Source organism: Rhizobium sp. J15, from assembly GCF_002531825.1.
Lineage (GTDB): Bacteria > Pseudomonadota > Alphaproteobacteria > Rhizobiales > Rhizobiaceae > Rhizobium.
The window spans coordinates 291,395-315,928 of sequence record NZ_NWSX01000001.1 but is presented as its reverse complement, the minus strand read 5'-3'; the positions used below and the strand labels follow the sequence as shown (position 1 = coordinate 315,928).

At 62.4% G+C, this 24,534-nt stretch carries 22 protein-coding genes; 19 read left to right on the top strand and 3 right to left on the bottom strand.

The features are described 5' to 3' along the window. Positions 1 to 314: 314 nt before the first annotated feature. The 14 genes from CO670_RS01405 (at position 315) to CO670_RS01345 (ending at position 16,807) form a co-directional block, all read left to right on the top strand. Positions 315 to 1,658, top strand: a complete 1,344-nt coding sequence (locus CO670_RS01405) for an adenylate/guanylate cyclase domain-containing protein (protein ID WP_097588627.1) — start codon at positions 315 to 317, stop codon at positions 1,656 to 1,658. A gap of 152 nt (positions 1,659 to 1,810) precedes the next feature. After that, positions 1,811 to 3,700, top strand: a complete 1,890-nt coding sequence (locus CO670_RS01400; protein ID WP_097588626.1) for an ABC transporter ATP-binding protein — start codon at positions 1,811 to 1,813, stop codon at positions 3,698 to 3,700. Next, complete coding sequence (locus CO670_RS01395; protein WP_097588625.1) at positions 3,700 to 5,607, top strand: ABC transporter substrate-binding protein; 1,908 nt, start codon at positions 3,700 to 3,702, stop codon at positions 5,605 to 5,607. The genes CO670_RS01400 and CO670_RS01395 overlap by 1 nt, the downstream gene beginning before the upstream one ends. Before the next feature lie 3 nt (positions 5,608 to 5,610). Then, positions 5,611 to 6,609, top strand: coding sequence for an ABC transporter permease (locus CO670_RS01390; RefSeq protein ID WP_088689796.1), 999 nt, complete (start codon positions 5,611 to 5,613; stop codon positions 6,607 to 6,609). Beyond that, a complete protein-coding gene (locus CO670_RS01385; protein WP_176538851.1) occupies positions 6,609 to 7,781 on the top strand; it encodes an ABC transporter permease in 1,173 nt (390 codons plus the stop codon). The genes CO670_RS01390 and CO670_RS01385 overlap by 1 nt, the downstream gene beginning before the upstream one ends. A 96-nt stretch (positions 7,782 to 7,877) precedes the next feature. Continuing rightward, a complete protein-coding gene (locus tag CO670_RS01380; RefSeq protein WP_097588623.1) occupies positions 7,878 to 9,086 on the top strand; it encodes a glycosyltransferase family protein in 1,209 nt (402 codons plus the stop codon). 9 nt (positions 9,087 to 9,095) lie between these two features. Further along, complete coding sequence (locus CO670_RS01375; protein ID WP_097588622.1) at positions 9,096 to 10,343, top strand: glycosyltransferase; 1,248 nt, start codon at positions 9,096 to 9,098, stop codon at positions 10,341 to 10,343. Beyond that, a complete protein-coding gene (locus tag CO670_RS01370) occupies positions 10,340 to 11,500 on the top strand; it encodes a glycosyltransferase (RefSeq protein WP_097588737.1) in 1,161 nt (386 codons plus the stop codon). The genes CO670_RS01375 and CO670_RS01370 overlap by 4 nt, the downstream gene beginning before the upstream one ends. Positions 11,501 to 11,599: 99 nt before the next feature. After that, on the top strand, positions 11,600 to 12,295 hold the full coding sequence (locus CO670_RS01365) for a YafY family protein (protein WP_097588621.1): 696 nt from the start codon (positions 11,600 to 11,602) through the stop codon (positions 12,293 to 12,295). A 66-nt stretch (positions 12,296 to 12,361) separates the two neighbouring features. After that, on the top strand, positions 12,362 to 12,736 hold the full coding sequence (locus CO670_RS01360) for a VOC family protein (RefSeq protein WP_097588620.1): 375 nt from the start codon (positions 12,362 to 12,364) through the stop codon (positions 12,734 to 12,736). A 3-nt stretch (positions 12,737 to 12,739) separates the two neighbouring features. Next, positions 12,740 to 13,192 (top strand): EVE domain-containing protein, encoded by a 453-nt coding sequence (locus CO670_RS01355; protein ID WP_097588619.1) that lies wholly within the window; start codon positions 12,740 to 12,742, stop codon positions 13,190 to 13,192. Next, positions 13,189 to 13,374 (top strand): hypothetical protein, encoded by a 186-nt coding sequence (locus tag CO670_RS32425; protein ID WP_141502209.1) that lies wholly within the window; start codon positions 13,189 to 13,191, stop codon positions 13,372 to 13,374. The genes CO670_RS01355 and CO670_RS32425 overlap by 4 nt, the downstream gene beginning before the upstream one ends. Positions 13,375 to 13,527: 153 nt before the next feature. Next, complete coding sequence (locus CO670_RS01350; RefSeq protein WP_097588618.1) at positions 13,528 to 16,242, top strand: ABC transporter ATP-binding protein; 2,715 nt, start codon at positions 13,528 to 13,530, stop codon at positions 16,240 to 16,242. 97 nt (positions 16,243 to 16,339) lie between these two features. Then, a complete protein-coding gene (locus tag CO670_RS01345; RefSeq protein WP_004679746.1) occupies positions 16,340 to 16,807 on the top strand; it encodes a cyclic nucleotide-binding domain-containing protein in 468 nt (155 codons plus the stop codon). Positions 16,808 to 16,815: 8 nt separating this feature from the next. Here the strand turns inward: CO670_RS01345 and CO670_RS01340 are convergent, their stop codons facing one another. From CO670_RS01340 to CO670_RS01330, 3 genes are all read right to left on the bottom strand, one after another. Further along, positions 16,816 to 17,106, bottom strand: coding sequence for a type II toxin-antitoxin system RelE/ParE family toxin (locus tag CO670_RS01340; RefSeq protein ID WP_097588617.1), 291 nt, complete (start codon positions 17,104 to 17,106; stop codon positions 16,816 to 16,818). Further along, the gene (locus CO670_RS01335) at positions 17,103 to 17,564 is read right to left on the bottom strand and encodes a hypothetical protein (RefSeq protein ID WP_097588736.1); all 462 of its coding nucleotides are present in this window, start codon (positions 17,562 to 17,564) and stop codon (positions 17,103 to 17,105) included. Before CO670_RS01335 ends, CO670_RS01340 begins: the two co-directional genes overlap by 4 nt. Before the next feature lie 127 nt (positions 17,565 to 17,691). Further along, positions 17,692 to 19,023, bottom strand: a complete 1,332-nt coding sequence (locus CO670_RS01330; protein ID WP_097588616.1) for an MFS transporter — start codon at positions 19,021 to 19,023, stop codon at positions 17,692 to 17,694. A 376-nt stretch (positions 19,024 to 19,399) separates the two neighbouring features. Here CO670_RS01330 and cyoA point away from each other — a divergent pair, with 376 nt between their 5' ends. Genes cyoA through CO670_RS01305 form a run of 5 tightly spaced genes read left to right on the top strand, consistent with a single transcriptional unit; the run spans position 19,400 to position 24,467 of the window. Beyond that, positions 19,400 to 20,587, top strand: a complete 1,188-nt coding sequence (gene cyoA / locus CO670_RS01325; RefSeq protein WP_097588615.1) for a ubiquinol oxidase subunit II — start codon at positions 19,400 to 19,402, stop codon at positions 20,585 to 20,587. Between the two features lie 42 nt (positions 20,588 to 20,629). Then, positions 20,630 to 22,633: a cytochrome o ubiquinol oxidase subunit I gene (cyoB, locus tag CO670_RS01320; protein WP_097588614.1), complete on the top strand. Its 2,004-nt coding sequence runs from the start codon at positions 20,630 to 20,632 to the stop codon at positions 22,631 to 22,633. 4 nt (positions 22,634 to 22,637) lie between these two features. Then, positions 22,638 to 23,258: a cytochrome o ubiquinol oxidase subunit III gene (gene cyoC, locus CO670_RS01315; RefSeq protein ID WP_088689807.1), complete on the top strand. Its 621-nt coding sequence runs from the start codon at positions 22,638 to 22,640 to the stop codon at positions 23,256 to 23,258. Continuing rightward, positions 23,255 to 23,656: a cytochrome o ubiquinol oxidase subunit IV gene (gene cyoD, locus CO670_RS01310; protein WP_097588613.1), complete on the top strand. Its 402-nt coding sequence runs from the start codon at positions 23,255 to 23,257 to the stop codon at positions 23,654 to 23,656. Before cyoC ends, cyoD begins: the two co-directional genes overlap by 4 nt. Before the next feature lie 46 nt (positions 23,657 to 23,702). After that, the gene (locus CO670_RS01305; protein WP_097588612.1) at positions 23,703 to 24,467 is read left to right on the top strand and encodes an SURF1 family protein; all 765 of its coding nucleotides are present in this window, start codon (positions 23,703 to 23,705) and stop codon (positions 24,465 to 24,467) included. Positions 24,468 to 24,534 lie beyond the last annotated feature (67 nt).

The following is a 24,534-nucleotide window of genomic DNA, read 5'->3' as shown; positions in this document are numbered from 1 at the left end:
TTAGGCGGGTGTGGCCGAAATGCCCCGGTACAATCCTTTGTTGCAACTAGAGCGCACAAAAAATTCCGTCTCCCATTGTTTCGCACTTGCAGCATCCCTATTTTGACTTTTGATAATAAACCGCCATGAAAGGACTGCCCGTCCGATCTCCGACCGGGGAGCTGAGGGGTGCTGCTGCCGGGCTCCCGGCAGATCGTTGACACAATAATACCGCTCGTACATCCTGATTTCCTTGTGTCCTGCGCATGAAAATGTGCCGGCAGAGGAATTTTTGGTTCTTGGGGATGGCGTGCTTTATGAGGATCATACCGAGAATGAGCACGATCGAATCCAGCGTGTCCTCCATCCTGTTGGACCGGGTCGCCGAATGGCTGACGAACTCTTCGCTGGCAGGTGACGATCTCGAAAACATCGTGCGCGGTTTCTGCGAGAGGATTGCTGCGGCGGGGCTGCCGATCGCGCGCGTCCATCTCAGTTTTTCGATGCTGCACCCGCTCTACGATGCCTTGAGCTTCACCTGGCGGCGCGCCAGCGGCGTCACCATCGAAGGCTTCCGCATGCCCGCCGGCCAGAAGCCGGATCGTTTCCTACAAAGCCCCTACTATTATCTGCTCGACAACAACCTGCAGCACATTCGCCGCCGGCTGATGCAGGAGGGGCCGAATGAATTCCCGATCTTCGAGGATCTGCGCAAGGACGCCATCACCGACTACCTCGCCTTCGTGCAGCCTTTCGGCGACGGTTCGGTGCAGGGCATGATGGGCTCATGGTCGACGGACCACCACAACGGCTTTTCCGACGACATGATCGACGCATTGCTGCGGATGCAGGACCATCTGGCGGTCGCGGCCAAAATGGCCGTGCTCGGCAAGCTCGCCAACAACATGCTGACCACCTATCTCGGCGGCGACGCCGGTAAGCGGGTGCTGAACGGCCAGATCCGCCGCGGCGACGGTGAGACGATCCGCGCGGCCCTCGTCATGGGCGACATGCGCGAATCCACCATGTATGCCGAAAAGGAAGGCCGGCAGGCCTATATCGACACGCTGAACCAGTTCTTCGACGCGATTGCCGCCCCCTTCAACCGCAATGGCGGTGAGATCCTGAGCTTCCTCGGCGACGGCTTCCTCGCCGTCTATCCATGCGGACGCCATAAGGACCCTTCGAAGATCGCCTGCGAAGCGGCGCTTTCGGCCGTCCATCAGGCGCAGGCGCGGGTCGCCGAGCTCAACAGGGACCGCGAGCAGAAAGGCCTCTCCAGGATCGGCTACGGCATCGGCCTGCATGTCGGCAACGTCATGTTCGGCAATGTCGGGCTCAAGGACCGCCTGACCTTCTCCGCCTTCGGCTCGGCGGTCAACGAGGTCCAGCGCCTGCAGATCCTGACCAAGAAATACGGCCGCGAGGTCGTCGCCAGCCAGGCCTTCGCCGGCTATTGCGGCGGCGAATGGACGACGCTCGGCGAGGAAAAGCTGCGCGGCATCCGCCAGAAGGTGACGGTGCTGCAGCCGCGCGCGCCGGCTCCCGAGATCAGCGCCGGCGAGAGTTTCCGCGAGGCCGGACAGAATGGGCTTTCCGAAGCGGAGCAGGTCATTCTCCTGCATCGCGACGCCAAGAAACAGGTCAGCCGTACAACCATGGAGAAGTTCATCCAGTAAGAGCTGCAACCCCTGCCAATGAGCGCGCTCCGCCCCGGGAACTTCGGCGGAACGCGGTGGTTTCCCCTGCGATTGTCATCAACTAGACACCCCGTTTGCGGTACGATAGTGTGCCTTAACGGGAACATAGAAGACTGGGGAATTTCATTGGTATGGCGTCTGCTGCCGATCTGTTGCGTATTGAGAACCTCGACGTCTCCTTCTCGGTTTTCGGCGACCGTCTCCGTGTCGTAAAGGAAGCCAATCTCCGCATCCTTCCGGGCAAGGTTACCGCTCTCGTCGGTGAATCCGGCTCCGGCAAATCGGTGATCAGCCAGGCCGTCATGGGCATCCTGCCCAATCCGGCCAAGGCCTCCGGCCGTATCCTCTTCACCGACCCGCTCGACGGCAGCGCGACCGATATCCTGTCGCTGCCGCGCGACAGCGAAGAGATGCGCGATCTGCGCGGCCGGCGCATGGCGACGATCTTCCAGGAGCCGATGACCTCGCTCTCGCCGCTGCATACGGTCGGCAACCAGATCAGCGAAGCGCTGCTGATTCATACGGAGGTCGACAAGGAGGAAGCGCGCAACAGGACCGAGGAGATGCTCGGCCTCGTCGGCTTCTCCAATCCGCACCGCACCTACGACATGTATCCGTTCGAACTGTCCGGCGGCATGCGCCAGCGCGCGATGATCGCCATGGCGCTGATCTGCAAGCCGGCGCTGCTGATCGCGGACGAGCCGACGACGGCGCTCGACGTGACGATCCAGGCACAGATCCTGGAATTGCTGCGCGACCTGCAGGCCAAGCTCGGCATGGCGATGCTGCTCATCACCCACGATCTCGGCATCGTCGCCAACATGGCCGACGAAGTGGTCGTCATCTATCACGGCGAGATCATGGAGGCTGGGCCGGTCGACGCCATCTTCCGCAATCCGCAGCATCCCTATCTCAAGGCGCTGATGGCCGCCGTTCCACATTTCGACATGAAGCCCGGCGAGCGCCTGAAGGCGCTGCGCGACGTGCCGGTCAATCTCGAAACCCTCGTCGGCAAGAAGAAACCTGTCCAGGCCGAAGCGCCCGGCGTGCTGCTTTCGGTCGCCAATCTTTCCAAGACCTACAAGACGCGCAAGCGTAGTTTCCTCGGCAGGCAGGAAGCCACCGTCGTGCACGCGGTCGACGATGTCAGCTTCGACATCCGCCGCGGCGAATGTCTCGGGCTGGTCGGCGAATCCGGCTGCGGCAAGACGACGCTCAGCAAGATCCTGATGCGCGCCGTCACGCCGGATACCGGCGCGGTGGTGTTCAACGACGGCAAGGATGTGATCGACGTCCTCTCCGTCAAGGGCGCCGAACTCCAGGACATGCGCACCAAGATCCAGATGGTCTTCCAGGATCCGGTCTCCTCGCTTTCGCCGCGCATGACGGTGCGCAACATCCTGAGCGAACCTCTCGAAATCCACGACCGCGGCGACAGCGACGAGCGCAAGCGCAAGGTCGAGGGACTGATGGGCGCGATCGGCCTCGACAAGCGTTATCTCAGCCGTTACCCGCACAGTTTCTCCGGTGGCCAGCGCCAGCGCATCGGCATCGCGCGCGCTCTGGCGCTGGGTCCGAAGCTCGTGATCCTCGACGAGCCGGTCTCGGCCCTCGACGTCTCGGTGCAGGCGCAGATCCTCAACCTGTTGAAGGACCTGCAGAAGGAGCTGGGGCTGACCTATCTCTTCATCTCGCATAATCTCGCGGTCGTCGATTACATGGCCGACCGCATCGCTGTCATGTGCAAGGGCCGCATCGTCGAGATCGCGCCGCGCGAAATCATCCTGCGCGATCCGGTGCATCCCTATACGAAATCGCTGCTCGCCGCCGTCCCCTTTCCCGATCTCGACCGGCCGCTCGATTTCAAGGCGCTCCGGGAAAACGGCGCCGCCGACAAGCAGAACTGGGGCAAGACCTTCACCGCAGAGCATGACGACGCGGCCGAACTCGCCTATGCCGACCTCGGCGACGGCCATCTGGTGCGCGCCCGCAAGGGCGCCGATATCAAGGAGTTGCGCTGATGGTGACGCGTCGCACCTTCCTCGGCGGCCTCGTCGGCGCGGCAATCGCACCCGCTGTGCTTCGGGCCGAGCAGATCGGCGAGCCGGAATTCCTGAAGGAGCGGCTCGCCGCCGGCGGCCTGCCTGGTATGGCCGAGCGCCTTCCGCTGCGCCCGCGTGTGGTCAACCTGACGGAGATGGGACTTGCCCCCGGCGCCTATGGCGGCACGGTGCGCACCATCATCGGCAGCCAGCGCGACATCCGCTTCATGACGATCTACGGCTATTCCCGCCTGATCGGCTATGACAAGCATCTGCAATTCCAGCCTGATATCCTCGCCGATTTCCGTTCCGAGAACGACACGGTCTTCACCTTCACGCTGCGCGAGGGCCATAAATGGTCCGACGGAGAACCGTTCACGGCCAACGATTTCCGTTACTGGTGGGAAGACGTCATCCTCAACGACAAGCTGACGCCGGGCGGCGGCGCGCTGGAGCTGCGCCCGCACGGCAACCTGCCGCGCTTCGAGATGCTCGATCCGCTGACCGTGCGCTATAGCTGGGAAAAGCCCAACCCGATGTTCCTGCCGAGCCTGGCGGGCCCGCAGCCGCTCGTCATCTTCGGCCCGGGACATTACCTCAAGCAGTTTCACAAGAAGTTCCAGCCGGACGAGGCGAAGATGGAACAGATGATGAAGACCTACCGCGTCAAGAAGTGGCAGGATCTGCACATCAAGATGGCACGCTCCTACCGCCCCGAAAATCCGAACCTGCCGACACTGGATCCCTGGCGCAATACGACGGCGCTGCCGGCCGAACAATTCGTCTTCGAGCGCAATCCCTTCTTCCACCGCGTCGACGAGAACGGCAGGCAGCTTCCCTATCTCGACCGTTTCGTTCTCAACGTTTCCTCCTCGTCGATCATCGCCGCCAAGGCCGGTGCGGGAGAAGCCGACCTGCAGGCAACAGGCATCGATTTCAACGATTACACCTTCCTGAAGGAGGCGGAGAAGCGCTTCCCCGTCAAGGTCGATCTCTGGAAACTCGCGCGCGGTTCGCGCATCACCCTGCTGCCGAACCTCAACTGCGCCGACGAGGCGTGGCGCGGCCTGTTCCGCGACGTGCGCATGCGCCGCGCTTTGTCTCTGGCGATCGATCGGCACGAGATCAACATGGTCGCGTTCTATGGTCTCGGCACGCCGAGCGCCGATACGGTCCTGCCCGACAGCCCGCTCTTCAAGCAGGAATATGCCGACGCCTATGTGAAGTTCGATCAGGACGAGGCGAACCGACTGCTCGACGAACTCGGCCTGACCAAGCGCGGCGATGACGGCATCCGGCTGCTGCCCGACGGGCGGCGCGCCGAGATCACTGTCGAAACGGCCGGCGAGAGCAATCTCGATACCGACGTGCTGGAGCTGGTGCACGATCACTGGGCCAATGTCGGCCTGGCGCTCTATACCCGCACCTCGCAGCGCGACGTCTTCCGCAACCGCGCCATGAGCGGCACGATCATGATGTCGATCTGGTACGGCCTCGACAACGGCGTGCCGACCGCCGACATGTCGCCCTCCGGGCTTGCGCCGACGCTCGACGATCAGCTGCAATGGCCGCTCTGGGGCATGCATTACCTCTCCGCGGGCCAAGAAGGCGTGGCACCCGATCTGCCGGAGGCGGCCGAACTGGTCGATCTTCTCAAGCAATGGGGCTCGACGGCGAAATTCGAGGAGCGTCAGGTGATCTGGCACAAGATGCTGGCGCTCTATACGCAGCAGGTCTTCTCGATCGGCCTGATCAACAGCACGCTGCAGCCGATCCTTCGCGCCGCCAAGCTGCAGAACCTGCCGGCGAAAGCCCTCTACGGCTTCGATCCCACCTCCTATCTCGGCGTCTACATGCCGGATGCATTCTGGTACAAGGAGGCCTGAGGCGTGCTCAGATACATTCTCTGGCGCATCGCCGCCATGGTGCCGACGCTCTTCGTCATTTCGGCGCTCGTTTTCACCATCATCGAACTGCCGCCCGGCGATTTCTTCGAGAGCCAGATCGCCGAGCTGCGCGCCTCCGGCGAGACCGCCAACCTCCAGGAAATCGAGGAGATGCGCCAGCAATACGGCTTCGACAAGCCGGAGATCGTGCGCTATTTCTACTGGGTCGGCGGCATGCTGCACGGCGATTTCGGCTATTCCTTCGAATATCAGCTGCCGGTTTCCGACGTGGTCGGCGACCGCCTGTGGCTGACGATCCTCGTCTCTTTCACGACGATCCTGCTCACCTGGCTGATCGCCTTTCCGATCGGCATCTATTCGGCCACGCATCAGTATAGCTGGGGCGATTACGGACTGACTTTCCTCGGGCTGCTCGGCATCGCCATCCCGAACTTCATGCTGGCGCTGATCCTGATGTATTTCGCCAATGTCTGGTTCGGGCTCTCGATCGGCCACCTGATGGACCAGCAATATCTCAACGCGCCGATGAGCTGGGAAAAGGCGAAGTCGATCCTCGCCCATCTCTGGATTCCCGTCATCATCGTCGGCACCGCCGGAACGGCCGGCATGATCCGGCGGCTGCGCGCCAACCTGCTCGACGAGATGCAGAAGCAGTATGTGACGACCGCCCGCGCCAAGGGCCTGCATCCGATGCGGGCGCTGGTCAAATATCCGCTGCGCATGGCGCTCAACTTCTTCGTCGCCGATATCGGCTCGATCCTGCCTTCGATCATTTCGGGCGCCGAGATCGTCGCCATCGTGCTGTCGCTGGAGACGACGGGACCGATGCTCATCAAGGCGCTGCAGAGCCAGGATATGTATCTCGCCGGCTCTTTCCTGATGTTCCTCGCCTTCCTCAACGTCATCGGCGTGCTGATCTCGGACATCGCGCTCGGCTTCCTCGATCCCCGCATCCGCCTGCAAGGCAGGAGCACCAAATAATGTCGCCCCTTCCCGCACCCGGCGCGCCGCTTCCGCATTACGTCTCGACCGCGCCTTTCGATCCGCACGCCACCGAAACCATGACGGCGGCGCAGTCGCGCATCCATCTCGCTTCGCAGAAGCGGCTGATGTGGTGGAAGTTCAAGCAGCACAAGCTGGCCTTGATCTCCGGCATCTTTCTCGCCGTCATCTATCTGATGATCCTGATCGTCGAGTTCCTGGCGCCCTACGGCCTGCATACCCGCAACGTCGACTTCATCCATGCGCCGCCGCAGCGCGTCCATTTCTTCGACAAGGGCAGCTTCGTCGGCCCCTTCGTCTATGGCCGCAGCATGACGCTCGATCTCGATACGCTGCATCGCGTCTATACCGACAGGCCGAACGACGTGCAGCCGATCCGTTTCTTCTGCCGCGGCGATTCCTACAAGTTCTGGGGTCTCGCCGCTTCGAACTATCATCTGGTCTGCCCGTCGATCGGCGGCCAGATGTTCTTGCTCGGCACCGACCGGCTCGGCCGTGACGTCCTTTCGCGGATCCTCTACGGCGCGCGGATCTCGCTGACGATCGGCCTCATCGGCATTGCGATCAGCTTCGTCCTCGGCATCGTCATCGGCGGCCTTGCCGGCTATTGGGGCGGAGTTTTCGATCTCATCGTCCAGCGCCTGATCGAGGTGCTGCAGTCCCTGCCGAGCCTGCCGCTGTGGATGGCGCTGGCCGCCATCATGCCGGTGACATGGAGCCCAATCGTCATCTATTTCGGCATAACGGTCATCCTCGGCATCATCGACTGGACGGGTCTTGCCCGCGCCGTGCGCTCCAAGCTGCTGGCGCTGCGCGAGGAGGATTACGTGCAGGCCGCACAGCTGATGGGCGCCAGCACGCCGCGCATCATCGGCCGGCATCTGGTACCTGGCTTCATGTCGCATCTCATTGCCTCGGCGACGATTTCGATCCCCGGCATGATTCTCGGCGAGACTGCCCTCTCCTTCCTCGGCCTCGGCCTTCGCCCGCCGATCACCAGCTGGGGCATCCTGCTGACCGAAGCAAAAAGCGTCAGTGTCATCGCCTTCTATCCTTGGCTGCTCTTTCCGATCATTCCTGTTGTTCTTGTCATTTTGGCATTCAACTTTCTGGGAGACGGCTTGCGTGATGCGGCAGATCCCTACAAATAGCAGAAAGCTCGGCGGCGCCTTCCGGCACCGCCCCCGCCTCGTGGCCTCCGGACGGTGGGGGTGCTAACAATGTTGTTCACCCCGGAGGGAACGCCTATGGCCAGACGTCTCGAAGATGCACGCATCCTCATGTACAGCCACGACACCTTCGGGCTCGGCCACCTGCGCCGCTGTCGCACCATCGCCCACGCGCTGGTGGAAGATTATCGCGGCCTCAATATCCTGATCATTTCGGGCGCCACGATCGCCGGCGCCTTCGACTACCGCGCCCGCGTCGACTTCGTGAAGATCCCGAGCGTCATCAAGCTGCGCAACGGCGAATATACGTCGCTCGCCAGCCACATCGACCTGCACGAAACGCTGAAGATGCGCGAATCCAGCATTCGCCACACGGCCGAGACCTTCCAGCCCGATATCTTCATCGTCGACAAGGAGCCGATGGGGCTGAAGGGAGAGGTCGAGGATACGCTTGCCTATCTGAAGGCCCGCGGCACGGTGCTGGTGCTCGGCCTGCGCGAGATCATGGATGCGCCGCATCTGCTCGAGGCCGAGTGGAAAAAGAACAGCATCATGCAGAAGATCGACCAGTATTACGACAGCGTCTGGGTCTACGGTCCGCCCGACTTCTACGACCCGCTGATCGGTCTCGACGTGCCGGCCAGCCTGCGCCGGAAGATGGATTTCGTCGGCTTCCTGCAGCGCAGCGTCTCCAAGGGCAAGAGCTCGATCAACGCCCGCAAGGACAACTACCTGCTCGTCACGACTGGCGGCGGCGGCGACGGTTCCGACCTCGTCCATGACGTCATGAACGCCTACGAGGCCGATCCGACGCTGACGCAGAAGGCGCTCGTCGTGCTCGGCCCCTATATGCCGGCGGCCGAGCGTGCCAAGCTGGTGCAGAAGGGCGAAGCCATTCCCTATATCGAGGTGATCGAGTTCGACAATCACATGGAGGAGCTGATCGCCAGCGCGACCGGCGTCGTCGCCATGGGCGGCTACAACACCTATTGCGAGATCCTCTCCTTCGACAAGCCGGCCCTCATCGTACCGCGCGTCAAGCCGCGCGAGGAGCAGCTGCTGCGCGCCATACGCGCCAGCGAGCTCGGCCTCATCGATATGCTGCTGCCGGAACAATCTGCCGATCCGGCTGTCATGGCCGAGGCGCTGAAGCGTCTGCCCTCCCGCCTGCCGCCGTCGAAGAGCGGCAGCAATATGCATCTCGAAGGGCTGGATCACATTTCGCAGACCGTCGGCCGGTGGCTCGACGGGCGCGGCAGCCACCTTGCCCTCGTCGGCGCAGAATAGGGCACAGCCTTGCCGCCACGCCGCAAGATTCTCGTCGTGCTGAAAGGCTATCCCCGCCTTTCGGAAACCTTCATCGCTCAGGAACTGCTCGGCCTCGAAAAGGCCGGCTTTGACCTGACCCTGATTTCGATGCGCCGGCCGACCGACAAGAAGCGCCATCCCGTACATGACGAGATCAAGGCGCGAGTCGTCTATCTGCCGGAATATCTGCACGAGGAGCCGATCCGCGTGCTGAAAGGCCTGATCGCCGGCTTTTCAAAGCCGGGCTTCAACGCCCTGATGAAGCGCTTTCTCGCCGACCTCAAGCGCGATCTCTCCCGCAACCGCTTCCGCCGGCTCGGACAGGCGCTGGTGCTGGCGCGCGAATGGCCGGATGGAGGCGAGTGGCTGCATGCCCACTTCATCCATACGCCGGCTTCGGTGACGGAATATGCGAGCATGCTGACGGGAACACCCTGGAGTTGCTCGGCGCATGCCAAGGACATATGGACGTCGCCCGACTGGGAGCTCACTGAAAAGCTGAAAAGCGCCCGCTGGACCGTCACTTGCACCCGGACGGGTTATGAGCACATGCGCCTGCTGACATCGCGCAAGGATGCGGTGCATTTGAGTTACCACGGTCTCGATCTCGCCCGTTTCGGCCACTTTGCCGGCGAGCGTTCGCAGCGCACCGGCAATGACCCGGACGATCCCGCCCTCATCCTGAGCGTCGGCCGCGCCGTCGAGAAAAAGGGTTACGACGTGCTGCTGCGCGCGCTCGCCCTCCTGCCCGCCGACCTCCATTGGCGCATGGATCATATCGGCGGCGGCGAGGCGCTGGCGAAGCTGAAGGCGCTGGCCGGCGAACTCGGCCTCTCCGGCCGCATCGCCTGGAAGGGCGCTCTGGCGCAGGAAGACGTGCTCGATCACTACCGCCGCGCCGACCTCTTCGCGCTCGCCTGCCGGATCGCCGCCAACGGCGATCGCGACGGCCTGCCGAACGTGCTGGTGGAAGCCTCGAGCCAGCGGCTCGTCTGTGTTTCGACCGAAGTATCCGGCGTGCCGGAACTGCTGAGGGACGGCGAAAACGGCCTCGTGGTGGCGCCAGAGGATCCAGCGCTGCTGGCGAAAGCCCTGGAAGCGGCGATCCGCGATCCGGCGTTGCGCAAGCGTCTCGGCGATGCGGCCGAAAGACGGGTGCGCGAAGAGTTCGACTATCACTCCAGCATCAGACAGCTCACCGGCCTGTTCGAGGCCGAATGGCAGAAGGCGTCATGACGGCACCGCGTATCTTCTTTTATGTCCAGCACCTGCTCGGCATCGGCCACATCGCCCGTGCCAGCCGCATCGCCAATGCGCTTGTCAGCGACGGTTTCGACGTCACGGTCGTGACCGGCGGCCTGCCGGTGCCGGGCTTTCCGGGCGAAGGCGTGAAGACCGTGGCGCTCCCGGCCGTCGTTGCCAGCAATGCCGGTTTCTCCGGCCTTGCCGATGCCGACGGCTGGCCGGCCGGCGAGGATTTCCTTGCGGCCCGCCGCGATCTGCTGCTCGACGCCTTTCATGCCGTAAGGCCCGATGTCGTGATCATCGAAGCCTTTCCCTTCGGCCGACGGCAGATGCGCTTCGAACTGCTGCCGCTGCTTGCGGCGATCGACAAGGCCGAACCGCGGCCGAAACTCTTGAGCTCGGTGCGCGACATCCTGCAGGAAAACCGCAAGGCCGGCCGCGACGCCGAGACGGTCGCGCTGGTCAGGGACCATTTCGACGCCGTGCTGGTCCACGGCGACCCGGACTTTGTCAGGCTCGAGGACACCTTCCCGCTGACGGCCGAGATCGCCGACAGGCTGCGTTATACCGGCCTCGTCGCGCCGCCGCCGGCGCCGGAGCCGAGCGAGACATTCGATATCATCGCCTCGGCGGGCGGCGGCGCGGTCGGCGCCGAGCTGATCGGCGCGGCGAAACAGGCGGCAGCGATGCTGCCGGATCATCTTCGCTGGCTGCTGATATCAGGCCCCAACCTGCCGGAGGCCGATTTCGCCGCATTGTCGCAGGACGCGGCCCCAAATGTGAGGCTGGTGCGCTTCCGCAAGGACTTTCCCTCGCTGCTGCGCGGCGCCAGGGTCTCGATCTCGCAGGCGGGCTACAACACGGTCGGCGACCTCTTGCGCACCGAATGCCGGGCAATCCTCATTCCCTTCGTCGCCGGCGGCGAGACCGAGCAGACGGTGCGCGCCGAACGGCTCCAGGCACTCGATCTCGCCGACATCCTGCCGGAAACGGGACTGACGTCCGGCCATGTCAAGGAAGCCGTCGAAAAGGCGCTCACAGCGCCAGGGCGCGGCACGGTATCGCTCGATCTCGACGGGGCCGAGAAAACCGCCGGCATCATTCGCTCCATGCTGGCCGGCAATTCGAAGGTTTGGGAATCTCAATGAGCGCAGGCGGCTAAAGAAGTGGGCGCAAGGTTTCGGCAAAGCCGGGCAAGTCTCATCCTGCCAGTATCTGGCAGCAGCAAGCCTGTATAAGCTTACCCCATGTCCCGCTCCGAACGCCTTCTCGACCTTCTCCAGGTATTGCGCCGCCACCGCCGGCCGGTCAGCGGCGGGGTGCTGGCCGACGAGATCGGCGTCAGCATCCGCACCCTCTATCGGGATATCGCCAGCCTTCAGGCCCAGGGCGCGGCAATCGAGGGCGAACCGGGCGTCGGTTATGTCCTGAAACCTGGATTTCTCCTGCCGCCGCTGATGTTTCCGCCGGAAGAGATAGAAGCTCTCGTGCTCGGTTCCCGGTGGGTAGCGGACAGAGGCGACGATCATCTGCGCGATGCAGCGCGAAATGCGCTGGCGCGGATCGCTGCCGTGCTGCCGCCCGAACTGCGCGAGGCACTGGATGCATCCGCCCTTCTGGTAGGGCCCGGCGCCAAAATCCCCATCGATTCGGTCGATCCGGCGCTTCTGCGCAAGGCGATCCGCACCGAACGCAAGCTCTCCCTGTCCTATAACGACGGCGCCGGCGTGGCGTCGGAGCGCGTGGTGTGGCCGTTCGCGCTCGCCTTTTTCGACCAGGTGCGCGTCCTCCTCGGCTGGTGCGAACTCCGTCAGGATTTCCGCTCGTTTCGCACGGATCGAATCGTTCATGCGCAACCGCTCGATGCGCGCTATCCGAAGCGCCGGCAGACGCTGCTAAAACAATGGCGCGAGAGCCAGGGAATATCGCATCGAGACGTATGATACTGCCAGAATTTGGCAGTGTCAGGTCATAAGGTTCGGCTGTCCAACGAACAACGGGAGACCCTTATGACCGCCAGCAACAGCATTCTTCTCTACGTGAACGACGCGCCGGCGAGCGCCCGCTTCTACGCCAAGCTGCTCGGGAAGGAGCCCGTGGAAGCAAGCGAGACCTTCGCCATGTTCATCCTGCCCTCCGGCCTGGGGCTCGGTCTCTGGGGCAAGGCGGGCGTCGAGCCCGCGCCGGCAGCGGCGGGCGGGGGCTCCGAAATTGGGTTCAAGGTCGCCGCGACCGACAAGGTCGATGCGACTCACGCCGACTGGCAGGCCAAGGGCGCGAATATTGTCATGGCGCCGACCGATCTCGATTTCGGCCGAAGCTTCGTCGCCGCCGATCCCGATGGGCATCGCCTGCGCGTCTACACCATGGCCGAGGAGGTTTGAGCCATGGCCAAAGCCTGGGTTGCCGTCGCCTCCGCAGAGCATGTCCGCATCGGCCGTCAAGCCGGCTTCATGCAGGTTTGTCACGGCAAGGCATCACCCCTCAGGCGGATCACGCCTGGGGATCGCGTGATCTATTATTCGCCCACCGCCGTCTTTGGCGGCAAGGACCGCCTTCAGGCTTTTACCGCGATCGGCACGGCCCGCGACGGGGTGCCTTACCAGGTGGAGATGGAAAGCGGTTTCAGGCCCTGGCGGCGGGATGTCGATTGGCAGCCTGCGGAGGAAACCCCGATCCGGTCGCTGCTCGGCCGGCTCGCCTTCACGAGGGTCGGCCCCAATTGGGGCTATCAGCTCCGCTTCGGTTTGTTCGGCATCGGCGATGAGGATGCCGATATGATCGCGGAAGCAATGAGCCATGCCGATCCTAATACCGTGCTTCGCGACGTCGCGGCTTGAACCTGACCGCCCGAACCAATAACCGGCCCCCGGATTATTTTCCGGGGTTTCTTTCTCGCAGCGTTGTTCCCGGCATGATTGCAGACCGACTCGGGGATAAAATTATCCAGCAATTGCAAGCCTTGCCGCCTCTTTTGCGCGTCTTTTCCGACGCGCGGCGCTGCAATCCAAAAATCCTGTGATATAAGCAATGTTCCGGCGAGAATCGGCACGTCTGCAGCCGGTCGCTTTGCCTTGTATTCATTGCGATATCGGCGGTCCGGCTGCATGGTACTGTTCTCAGAATTCCTCCTCATCCCGGCCCCCGGAATTTCCCAGCAAGCTGACGGTTAGCCATGGAAAAAAGCCTCGCCCGCTACATCTGGAAGAACACGCGGCTGCAGCAGCTGTGGATCCTGGCTGTCGTCGCCGCCTCGATGATTCCCTATTTCCTGTCCTTCGATCTGCCCAAGCAGATCGTCAACGGACCGATCCAGGGCGATGGATTCGAGGGACCGGGCGCCACGCAGAAGTTCATGCACATCGCCTACGACATTCCGCTGATCGGCCATGTCGAATTCTTTCAAGGCCTGGAGCTCAACCGCTTCCAGATGCTGATGGCGCTCAGCCTGGTGTTCCTGGCGCTCGTGGTGCTGAACGGCCTCTTCAAATTCTATATCAACACCTATAAGGGCCGGCTCGGCGAACGCATGCTGCGGCGCATCCGCTTCGAGCTGATCGACCGGGTGCTGCGTTTTCCGCCCGCTCATTTCAAGCGGGTGAAATCAGCCGAGATCGCCACCATGATCAAGGACGAGGTGGAGCCGATGGGCGGCTTCACCGGCGATGCCTTCGTCTCGCCCGCCCTCCTCGGCGGCCAGGCGATCACCGCGCTTGCCTTCATCATCGTGCAGAATTTCTGGCTCGGCATGATCGCCGCCGGCATCGTCGGCGTCCAGGCGGTCGTCATTCCGCGCATGCGGAAACGCCTGCTGGACCTCGGCCGCCAGCGGCAGCTGACGGCGCGAGAGCTTTCCGGCCGCGTCGGCGAGATCGTCGATGGCATCGGCACGATTCACGGCAACGACACGTCCAACCTCGAACGTGCCGACATCGCCTGGCGGCTCGGCCGCATCTTCTCGATCCGCTACGACCTGTACCAGTGGAAATTCCTGGTGAAGTTCATCAACAACTTCCTCGCCCAGGTCACGCCTTTCCTGTTTTACGCGATCGGCGGCTATCTGGCGCTGCAGGGCCGCCTCGACATCGGCCAGCTCGTCGCCGTCATATCAGCCTACAAGGACCTGCCCGGGCCGCTGAAGGAACTGATCGACTGGGACCAGATGCGCCAGGACGTGCAGGTGAAGTACCAGCAGGTCTATGAGCAATTCAACGTCGAGCCGCTGATCGACAGCCAGATCCAAGAACTCGAGACGGCTCCGGTCGGGGCGCTGACGAGCGCGCTTGTGGTCACCAACCTCTCGGTCTCCGACGACAGCGGCGCCCGCCTCGTCGATCATGTTTCCGCCGAGATCAAGCCGAACGAAACGGTTGCGATCGTCGGCCCGAACGGCAGCGGCGCGGAAGCTTTCGCCGAAGCCCTCGGCCGCATGGTCTGGCCGGATTCCGGCCGCATCACCATCGATGGGCGCGATCTCCTCGATATGCCGGAATCGATCACCGGACGGCGCATCTCCTATGCTTCGGCCGACACTTTCTTCTTCCACGGCTCGCTCGCCAGCAACCTGCTCTACGGCCTCAAGCACGCGCCGATGACCGACCCCGTCTATGACGAGAAGGAAGCGCAGGAATATAAATGGCATTCCGCCGAGGCGGTGAAGGCAGGCAATCCGACGCTCGACCTCAACAGCGACTGGGTGGACTACAAGGCGGCCGGCGCCAGCGGGCCGGAAGACCTGTTGAAAGCGATCCGGCCGGTGCTCGACGCCGTTCTGATCTCGCAGGACATCCTCGACCTGGCGCTGCGCTCGAACGTCAATACCGACGTGCATGTGGCCGTCAGCGACCATGTCGTGGCCTTGCGCGCCTCGCTCAGGGACCGGCTGCGCGACGAGGGGCTCGACGGGATCGTTGTGCCTTTCGATTTCGACGCCTACAACGCCCAGGCGACGGTTGGCGAGAACCTGCTCTTCGGCACGATGAAGCGGCCCCTGATGACCAATCGCAGGCTGGCCGCGCATCCCTATTTCCAGCAGCTGTTCCGTGAGACGGGCTTGAGCACCGATCTCTACGCCATGGGCCTCGAGATCGCCGAGAACGCGGTGGAACTCTTCCACGACCTGCCGCCGGACCATCCTTTCTTCCAGCAGCTGACCTTCATGACGGCGGACGATATTCCGACCTATCAGGCGCTGCTGCAGAAGCTGCAGAGCCGCCGCTTCGAGGACGCCACGCCGGAGGAACGCTCCGCCATCATCCGGCTGAGCTTTGCCTATATCGAACCGCGCCACCGCTTCGGCTTGCTGACGAACGAGCTGACGGACAAGATCGTCAGCGCCCGCAAGCAGTTCCACGAGCATATTCCGGCCGACCTCGCCGAGCTGATCGAGCGCTACGACGCGGAACGTTTCACGCCCTCGGCGAGCCTGATGGACAATGTGCTCTTCGGCCGTATCGCCTATCAGCAGGCCGATGCCTCCGACCGCATCCGCGCCATCATGGGCGAACTCTTCGACGCGCTCGACCTTTATGACGATGTCCTGTCGATCGGCCTCGAATTCGACGTCGGCTCCGGCGGCAAGCGGCTGACCATGGTGCAGCGACAGAAGCTCAATCTCGCCCGCGCGCTTTTGAAGCGCTCGGACTATTTCATCTTCAACCGGCCGCTTTCGGCGCTCGACCAGCGCGTCCAGGATCAGATCACCCGCAACATCATCGAAGACCTGCATGAGGAAGGCCAACGGCCGGCGATCATCTGGGTGCTCACCAATGCGCGGCTCGCCGAGATGTTCGACCGGATCCTGCTGTTCGACCGCGGCGGTCTGGCGGAAGCCGGCAACTATCCGGAACTTTCCGAGAAAAACGGTATGTTCAAGGAACTGTTATCGTAATATTCTATTGGGGCGGCGATGGTAGGTGTTCCCGGGGGAATGCCGGAGTTTGAAGGCGTCTGGTCTCGCGGCCCGATGTCAGGGGATTGAAACGCTCATGCTGTTGAGAGACGAAGTCGAAATGCTGCGGCGGGTGCCGATCTTTTCAAGGATTGCACCGGCCAAGCTCAAGCTTTTGGCCTTCACCTCCGATCGCATGACCTACAAGGCCGGTCAGGATCTCTTTCACCAGGGCGACGTCGGCGACGCCGCCTATGTCATCCTCTCCGGCAGCGCCGACATCATCGTCTCCTCGCCTGCTGGCGAGATCAAGGTCGCCGATGTCGAGCTCAATTCCATCGTCGGCGAAATCGCCATTCTCTGCGACGTCTCGCGCACGGCCACGGTGCGCGCCACCTCGCCGCTCGAAGTGCTGCGCATCAGCAAGGAGCACTTCCTGAAGCTGCTCAGCGATTTCCCCGAAATGGCGGTCGAAATCATGCGCGTGCTCGCCGACCGTCTGAACCACACCACAGCGGAACTGACCGCAGCCCGGGCGGCAAAGCAGCCGCAGATGGCCCAGTAAAACGCCTTTCAGGGTTTCGGCGGCCATTGCTGGGCGCCGTGAAGAAGGCGCAGTATTTCCACTCTCCGCGCATGTCTGTCGAGGCGATAGATCAGCAGAAATGCGGTACGTGGAATGACCAGTTCCCGCGTTCCCTCGAGACGGCCGGCGCGTCCTGCTTCGGGGTGATCGACGAGCATTTTTGCCTGATGACGGATGATATCATCCAGTGCGATTGCAGCCTTTGGATTCTGGGTAAAGATGTGCCGGATCTGCCTTTCCCGATCCACAAGAGCCTGCGCCAGCCATCTGACAATCAAGCTTTATCTCCGGATTGCAGCTGCGCGAGCAGTTCGGCCCGAAGCTTATCCATGTGCTCTTCGGCATCCTCCGCACTGATCCAGACCGCATTCGGATCATCGGCTTCCCGGATCGCTTCCTCGACCTGTTCCCGAAACCACTTGTCGTATTCCGCCGCCTCATGGGTCCGACGCAACGCGGCGGCCCGATCCGGCCGCGAAGCTGTCTCGGGAGCGTAATCGGCGGCATTGACATCGAAGTGCGAAATGCCGACATCCTTGAGATAGGAAACCAAGGTATCCATGCGCTTGAACAGACGCACCTGCCGGCTGCGCTGGGCGGCGAGCGGGCGCTCGGCCTTGCCGTAACGGATGACGACGGACCAGCCGCCGGTTTTGCCGACGACATGCGCGGCATCGACCGCTCCTGCTTCGACGAGGCGGGAAAGGGTCGAATGATCGATGGTTTCCGGGGTCATGGGCATATCCTCGCTGATGGCGATCATATGCAATTAATTATAGATTGCAATGCATCCAATAATTGAGATGCAGCCAACAAGCTGAAGCTTGCATGGTTTCCCATGCAAGCTTCGCATTCAAGCCGGCCTATTCGCGCTGTTCCAGCGCCTTACTGAAGGCGAGTGCCGCCAGTGTGCAGATGGCGCCGGAGAGCAGGTAGTAGCCGACGAAGGTCAGGCCGAAGCGGCTGGAGAGGCTGAGCGCCACCAGCGGTGCGAAACCGGCGCCGATCAGCCAGGCGAGGTCCGAGGTGAAGGCTGCACCGGTATAACGATAGCCGCGGCCGAAGCGGGACGAGATCGAGCCCGTCGCCTGGCCGAAGGAAAGGCCGAGCACGCCGAAGCCGATGATGACGAAGGCGTCATGGCCGCTGTTGCCGGAGGCGATCAGGACCGGCCCGATAAAGCTGAAGATGGCGATGATGACAGCGCAGACGGCAAGCTGGGCACGCCGGCCGATGCGATCGGCGATCAGGCCCGATGTGATGATGGCGACGACGCCGACCATGGCGCCGATCACCTGCACCACCATGAAGGCGCCGATCGGCTGGTTGCCGTAGAGGCTCATCCAGCCGAGCGGGAAGATGGTGACGAGGTGGAACATGGCAAAGCTCGCGAGCGGCACGAAGGCGCCGATCAGGATGTCGCGGCCGTGAATGCGCAGCACGTCCAGGATCGGGGCCGCTTCGAGCTCGTGCTGCTCCAGCAGCGTGCCGAATTCCTTAGTCATGACGAGACGCAAACGCGCAAACAACGCCACGACATTGATCGCGAAGGCGACGAAGAACGGATAGCGCCAGCCCCAGGAGAGGAAATCCTCACTGGAAAGATTGGCGACGAAATAGCCGAACAGGATGCTCGCCAGCGCAAAGCCGATCGGCGCGCCGAGCTGCGGGATCATCGCATACCAGCCGCGGTGATTGGCCGGCGCATTGAGGGCGAGCAGCGAGGCAAGACCGTCCCAGGCGCCGCCGAGCGCGAAGCCCTGGCCGAGACGGAAGAGCGCCAGAAGCGCGATCGACCAGACGCCGATCTCGTTATAACCCGGCAGGAAGGCGATCGAGGCCGTGGAACCGCCGAGCAGGAAGAGCGCGATCGTCAGCTTCGTGCCGCGTCCGTACATCCGGTCGATGGTCATGAAGACGACGGAGCCGACAGGGCGGGCCAGGAAGGCGAGCGAGAAGACGGCGAAGGAATAGAGCGTGGCCGTCAGCCTGTCCGGCGCGAAGGGGAAAACCAGCTGTGGAAAAACCAGGACGGAGGCGAGGCCGTAGACGAAGAAATCGAAGAATTCCGACATGCGCCCGATCACCACGCCGATGGCGATGCTGCCCGGGGAAACCGGCTTGTCGTCGTGAATGCGCCGCGCATCGCGTTCCAGCGACGACGACGACGGTCCGTAATGTGATGCTGTTGCCATGAAACGCCTCCTCGTTAAGGCGCTTCCGGCAAGGCGCCTCAGCCTGATCTTGATCAAACCCGCAGGCTTATCAAGCCCGTCAGATGTAAATAGTTCATCATCACGGCTGAAAATCAGGCTGAGGGGAAAAATAGCGCCGCCGGCCGGCTATTTTTCCCGGGAAAGCTGGCCTGTCCTGTGCTTGCGGGTATATTGATCGCAACGACCGTGCGCCCCTGAAAATCCTTTCTGTTTTCATCAGGATTTCAAGGCGGTAGCCTCATATGATTTCTGCCGCAGTGCGGCATGCATGCTGCACTGCGACCTTCCGCCTCATGTCGCTATCGGGTTCAGTGCTTTAGTCGCGGAACAAACGAAACAACAAGAGCTTAGAGACGTGCCAAAACTCGCGAAGTTTTCCCGCCTTCTATCCGTCTTGCCGCTGCTTTTCCTGGCAGGATGCAACATGGTGGTCATGGCGCCTTCCGGCGACATCGCCGCGCAGCAGCGCGATCTCATCGTCATCTCGACGGTGCTGATGCTGCTGATCATTGTCCCGGTGATTTTCCTCACGCTGTTTTTCGCCTGGCGCTATCGGCGCTCGAATACGGCGGCGACCTATGCGCCGGAATGGCATCACTCCACACGCCTCGAAATCGTGATCTGGTCCGCACCGCTCGCCATCATCATTGCGCTCGGCGCGGTCACCTGGATTTCCACGCATAAGCTCGATCCCTATCGTCCGCTCGACCGTCTCGACGCCGAGCGCGCCATTCCGGCAGACGCCAAGCCGCTGATCGTCGAGGTCGTGGCGCTCGACTGGAAGTGGCTGTTCTTCTATCCCGAGCTCGGCATTGCGACCGTCAACGAACTCGCGGCCCCGGTCGACGTGCCGATCAATTTCAAGATCACCGCCTCCTCGGTGATGAACTCCTTCTACATCCCTGCCCTTGCCGGCCAGATCTATGCCATGCCCGGCATGGAGACGAAGCTGCATGCCGTCATCAACAAGGAAGGCGAATATGAGGGCTTCTCCGCCAATTACAGCGGCGCAGGCTTCTCCCATATGCGCTTCAAGTTCCATGGCCTCAACCGCGAAGGCTTCGACGCCTGGGTGGCGCAGGTTAAGCAGCAGGGCACGATGCTCAACCGCGACGCCTATCTGAAGCTGGAGAAGCCGAGCGAGAAGGAACCGGTGCGCTATTACGCCGGCGCCGATGCCGACCTTTACAACGCCATTCTCAACATGTGCGCCACGCCGGGCAAGATGTGCATGAACGAGATGATGCATATCGACATGATGGGCGGCGCCGGCAAGGAAAGCGCGGAGAACCGCGAGAAGCTGCAATATGATAACCGCCATGCCGACGAAGGCGTCGTGGCGCCTGCGGCCACCGTGCCGGCGACCGGTGCTCCGGCAAGAGCCGAGCCGCCTCGCAATTCCGATGGCAGCAGCATGCAGCACGACATGCCCGGCATGCAAAGCACGCCAGGGATGCAGGACATGCAGCATGAGGGTCATTCCATGCCCGGCATGAGCAATGGCGCCGATCCGGCGCCGGCGCAGCTCAACAACAACAATTAACCTGGCGCTTTGCGTCGCAAGACATAATGAACGGGTTGTTCCATGTTTTCCAATCCTGACCTCCTGAAGTTCATCTTCGGCCGGTTGACCCTCGATGCCATCCCCTATCACGAGCCGATCCTGGTCGTGACCTTCATCGGCGTCGTTATCGGCGGTCTCGCCGTGCTCGGCGCCATCACCTATTTCAAATTCTGGGGTCCGCTCTGGCGCGACTGGATCTGCAGCGTCGATCACAAGAAGATCGGCATCATGTATGTGATCCTGGCGGTCATCATGCTGTTGCGCGGCTTTTCCGACGCGATCCTGATGCGCATCCAGCAGGCGATCGCCTTCAACGGGTCGGAGGGTTACCTGCCGCCGCACCACTACGACCAGGTCTTCACGGCCCACGGCGTCATCATGATCTTCTTCGTGGCGATGCCGTTCGTCACCGGCCTGATGAACTTCGTGGTACCGCTGCAGATCGGCGCGCGCGACGTCTCCTTCCCCTTCCTGAACAACTTCTCCTTCTGGATGACGACGGCCGGCGCGATCATCATCATGCTGTCGCTGTTCATCGGCGAATTCGCCCAGACCGGCTGGCTCGCCTACCCGCCGCTGTCGGGGGCCGCCTATAGTCCCGGGGTCGGCGTCGACTATTATATCTGGGGTCTGCAGGTGGCCGGCGTCGGCACGACGCTTTCGGGCATCAACCTGATCGCCACCATCGTCAAGATGCGCGCGCCGGGCATGACCTTCATGAAGATGCCGGTCTTCACCTGGACCGCGCTCTGCACCAACGTACTGATCGTCGCCTCCTTCCCGATCCTGACGGCAACGCTCGTGCTGTTGTCGCTCGACCGCTATGCCGGGACGAACTTCTTTACCAACGACCTCGGCGGCAATCCGATGATGTACATCAATCTCATCTGGATCTGGGGCCATCCGGAGGTCTACATCCTCGTCCTGCCGGCCTTCGGCATCTTCTCGGAAGTCGTCGCCACCTTCTCCGGCAAGCGCCTCTTCGGCTACGCCTCCATGGTCTACGCCACCTGCGTGATCATGATCCTGTCCTACATCGTCTGGCTGCACCACTTCTTCACGATGGGCTCGGGCGCTTCCGTCAACTCGTTCTTCGGCATCACCACGATGATTATCTCCATCCCGACGGGAGCGAAGATATTCAACTGGCTCTTCACCATGTATCGCGGCCGCATCCGCTACGAGGTGCCGATGCTGTGGACGGTCGGCTTCATGGTGACCTTCGTCATCGGCGGCATGACCGGCGTCATGCTGGCCGTTCCTCCCGCCGATTTCGTGCTGCACAATTCGCTGTTCCTCATCGCCCACTTCCACAACGTCATCATCGGCGGCGTGCTCTTCGGCATGTTCGCCGGCGTGAACTACTGGTTCCCCAAGGCCTTCGGCTTCAAGCTCGATCCGTTCTGGGGCAAGATGAGCTTCTGGTTCTGGCAGATCGGCTTCTGGTTCGCCTTCATGCCGCTCTATGTGCTCGGCCTGATGGGCGTCACCCGCCGCATGAGCCAGTTCGAAGATCCGTCGCTGCAGATCTGGTTCATCATCGCCGCCTTCGGCGTCGCCCTGATCGCGCTCGGCCTTGCCGCGTTCCTGATCCAGCTCGTCGTCAGCTTCATGAAGCGCGAGGAATTGCGTGATGACAGCGGCGACCCCTGGGACGGCCGCACGCTGGAATGGTCGACCTCTTCGCCCCCGCCGGATTACAACTTCGCCTTCACGCCCGTCGTGCACGATCACGACAGCTGGTACGACATGAAGAGGCGCGGCTACGAGCGTCCGCTCGGTGGCTTCAAGCCGATCCACATGCCGAAGAATACCGGCACCGGTGCGATCCTGTCGGCCATCAGCGTCGCACTCGCCTTCGGCCTGATCTGGTACATGTGGTGGCTGGTCGTCGTCTCCTTCGTCGCCCTGATCGTCGTGGCGATCGGCCATACCTTCAACTACAAGCGCGACTTCTACATCCCCGCCGACGAAGTCACCGAAACGGAAGGCAAGCGCACGACGCTGCTTGCCGAGCAGGTGTAAGACCATGAGCGATCATACTGTCGACACGGCCGAAAAGCCTGAATTCTACCTGACGGAAGATCATCATCCGGAGAACAGCACCAATCTCGGCTTCTGGCTCTACCTGATGAGCGACTGCCTGATCTTCGCGGTGCTGTTTGCGACGCACGGCGTGCTCGGGCGCAATTATGCCGCCGGGCCGTCGCCCGCCGATCTCTTCGATCTGCCGATCGTGGCGCTGAACACGTCGATGCTGCTTTTCTCCTCCATCACCTATGGCTTCGCCATGCTGCAGATGGAGCGGAACGCCAAGGCGGAAACGCTGTTCTGGCTCGCCGTGACCGGCCTGTTCGGCGCCGCCTTCATCGGGCTCGAACTCTATGAGTTCATCCACCTGATCCATGAAGGCGCCGGACCGACGCGCAGCGCCTTCCTCTCCTCCTTCTTCACGCTGGTCGGAACGCACGGGCTGCACGTCACCTTCGGCATCATCTGGCTGGTCACGCTCATGGTGCAGGTGTCGATGCACGGGCTGATCGAAGCCAACCGCCGCCGCCTGATGTGCCTTTCGATGTTCTGGCACTTCCTCGACGTCGTCTGGATCGGCGTCTTTTCCTTCGTCTATCTCTTGGGAGTTCTCGGATGAGTTCGCAAGCACCCGCGCATGAGGATGCCCACGAGGCCCATCACGGCCACAGCCACGGCCATCAGGCCGGCCACGGCACCTTCCGCAGCTATATGACGGGCTTCGTGCTCTCCGTCATCCTGACCGCCATTCCCTTCTGGCTCGTCATGTCGGGCGTGTTCGAAAGCCCGGCGGTGACGGCGGTGCTGGTCATGGGCCTCGGCGCCATCCAGATCGTCGTCCACATGGTCTTCTTCCTGCATATGAACCCGAGGAGCGAGGGCGGCTGGACGATGATGGCGCTGATCTTCACCATCATCATCGTTGCCATCGCGCTGTCGGGCTCCCTCTGGGTCATGCATCATCTCAACACGAACATGATGCCGATGAGCCCCGAGATGATGAAAAACATGCCGTGATCGTAGCAAAAGGGCGGCGGCAACGCCGCCCTTGGCGGTTCTGCACATGAGCAAGGCTCTCCAGGAAAAATCGGAAAGACAGCGTTCGCCGGCGAAAGTCGCGATCTTCTGCCTTTGCCTGGCGCTGCTGGCCGCGGCGCTCGCAGCCCTCGGCACCTGGCAGGTGCAGCGGCTCACCTGGAAGCGCGACCTCATCGCCCGCGTCGACGAGCGGGTGCATGCGGTGCCCGTGCCCGTGCCCGCCCCGCCGGCCGCCGACTGGGGCAAAATCAATGCCGCCGGCGACGAATACCGGCGGGTGACGGCAACCGGGACGCTGGCGAACGACAAGGAAACGCTGGTCTATGCCTCGACCGCGCTCGGCCCGGGCTACTGGGTGATGACGCCGCTGATGCTTGCCGACGGAGCAACCATTCTCATCAATCGCGGTTTCGTGCCGACCGACAGGCGCGATACGGCCTCGCGCCGCGAAGGCGAATTGCCGGGCCAGGTCGAGATCACCGGGCTTATCAGGATGACCGAGCCGAAGGGGTCGCTGCTGCAAGCCAACGATATCGCCGCCGACCGCTGGTATTCGCGCGATGTCGCGGCAATCGCGCAGAAACGCGGCGTCAACGCGGTCGCACCCTATTTCATCGACGCGGACGCCACACCCAATCCGGGCGGCCTGCCCGTCGGCGGCCTCACGGTCATCCATTTTCCGAATAACCACCTCGTCTATGCGGTCACCTGGTATGGGCTGGCGGCGATGGTGCTGGCATTGCTGGTGTTCATCCTTCGCGGCGAGATCGGAAGAGGCCGGCGCGAATAAGGCAAGCTGTGGCGGCCGTCGCGCCGCGATGGCTTGGACCCCGCGGATTAATCTCTTGTAAAGCGAT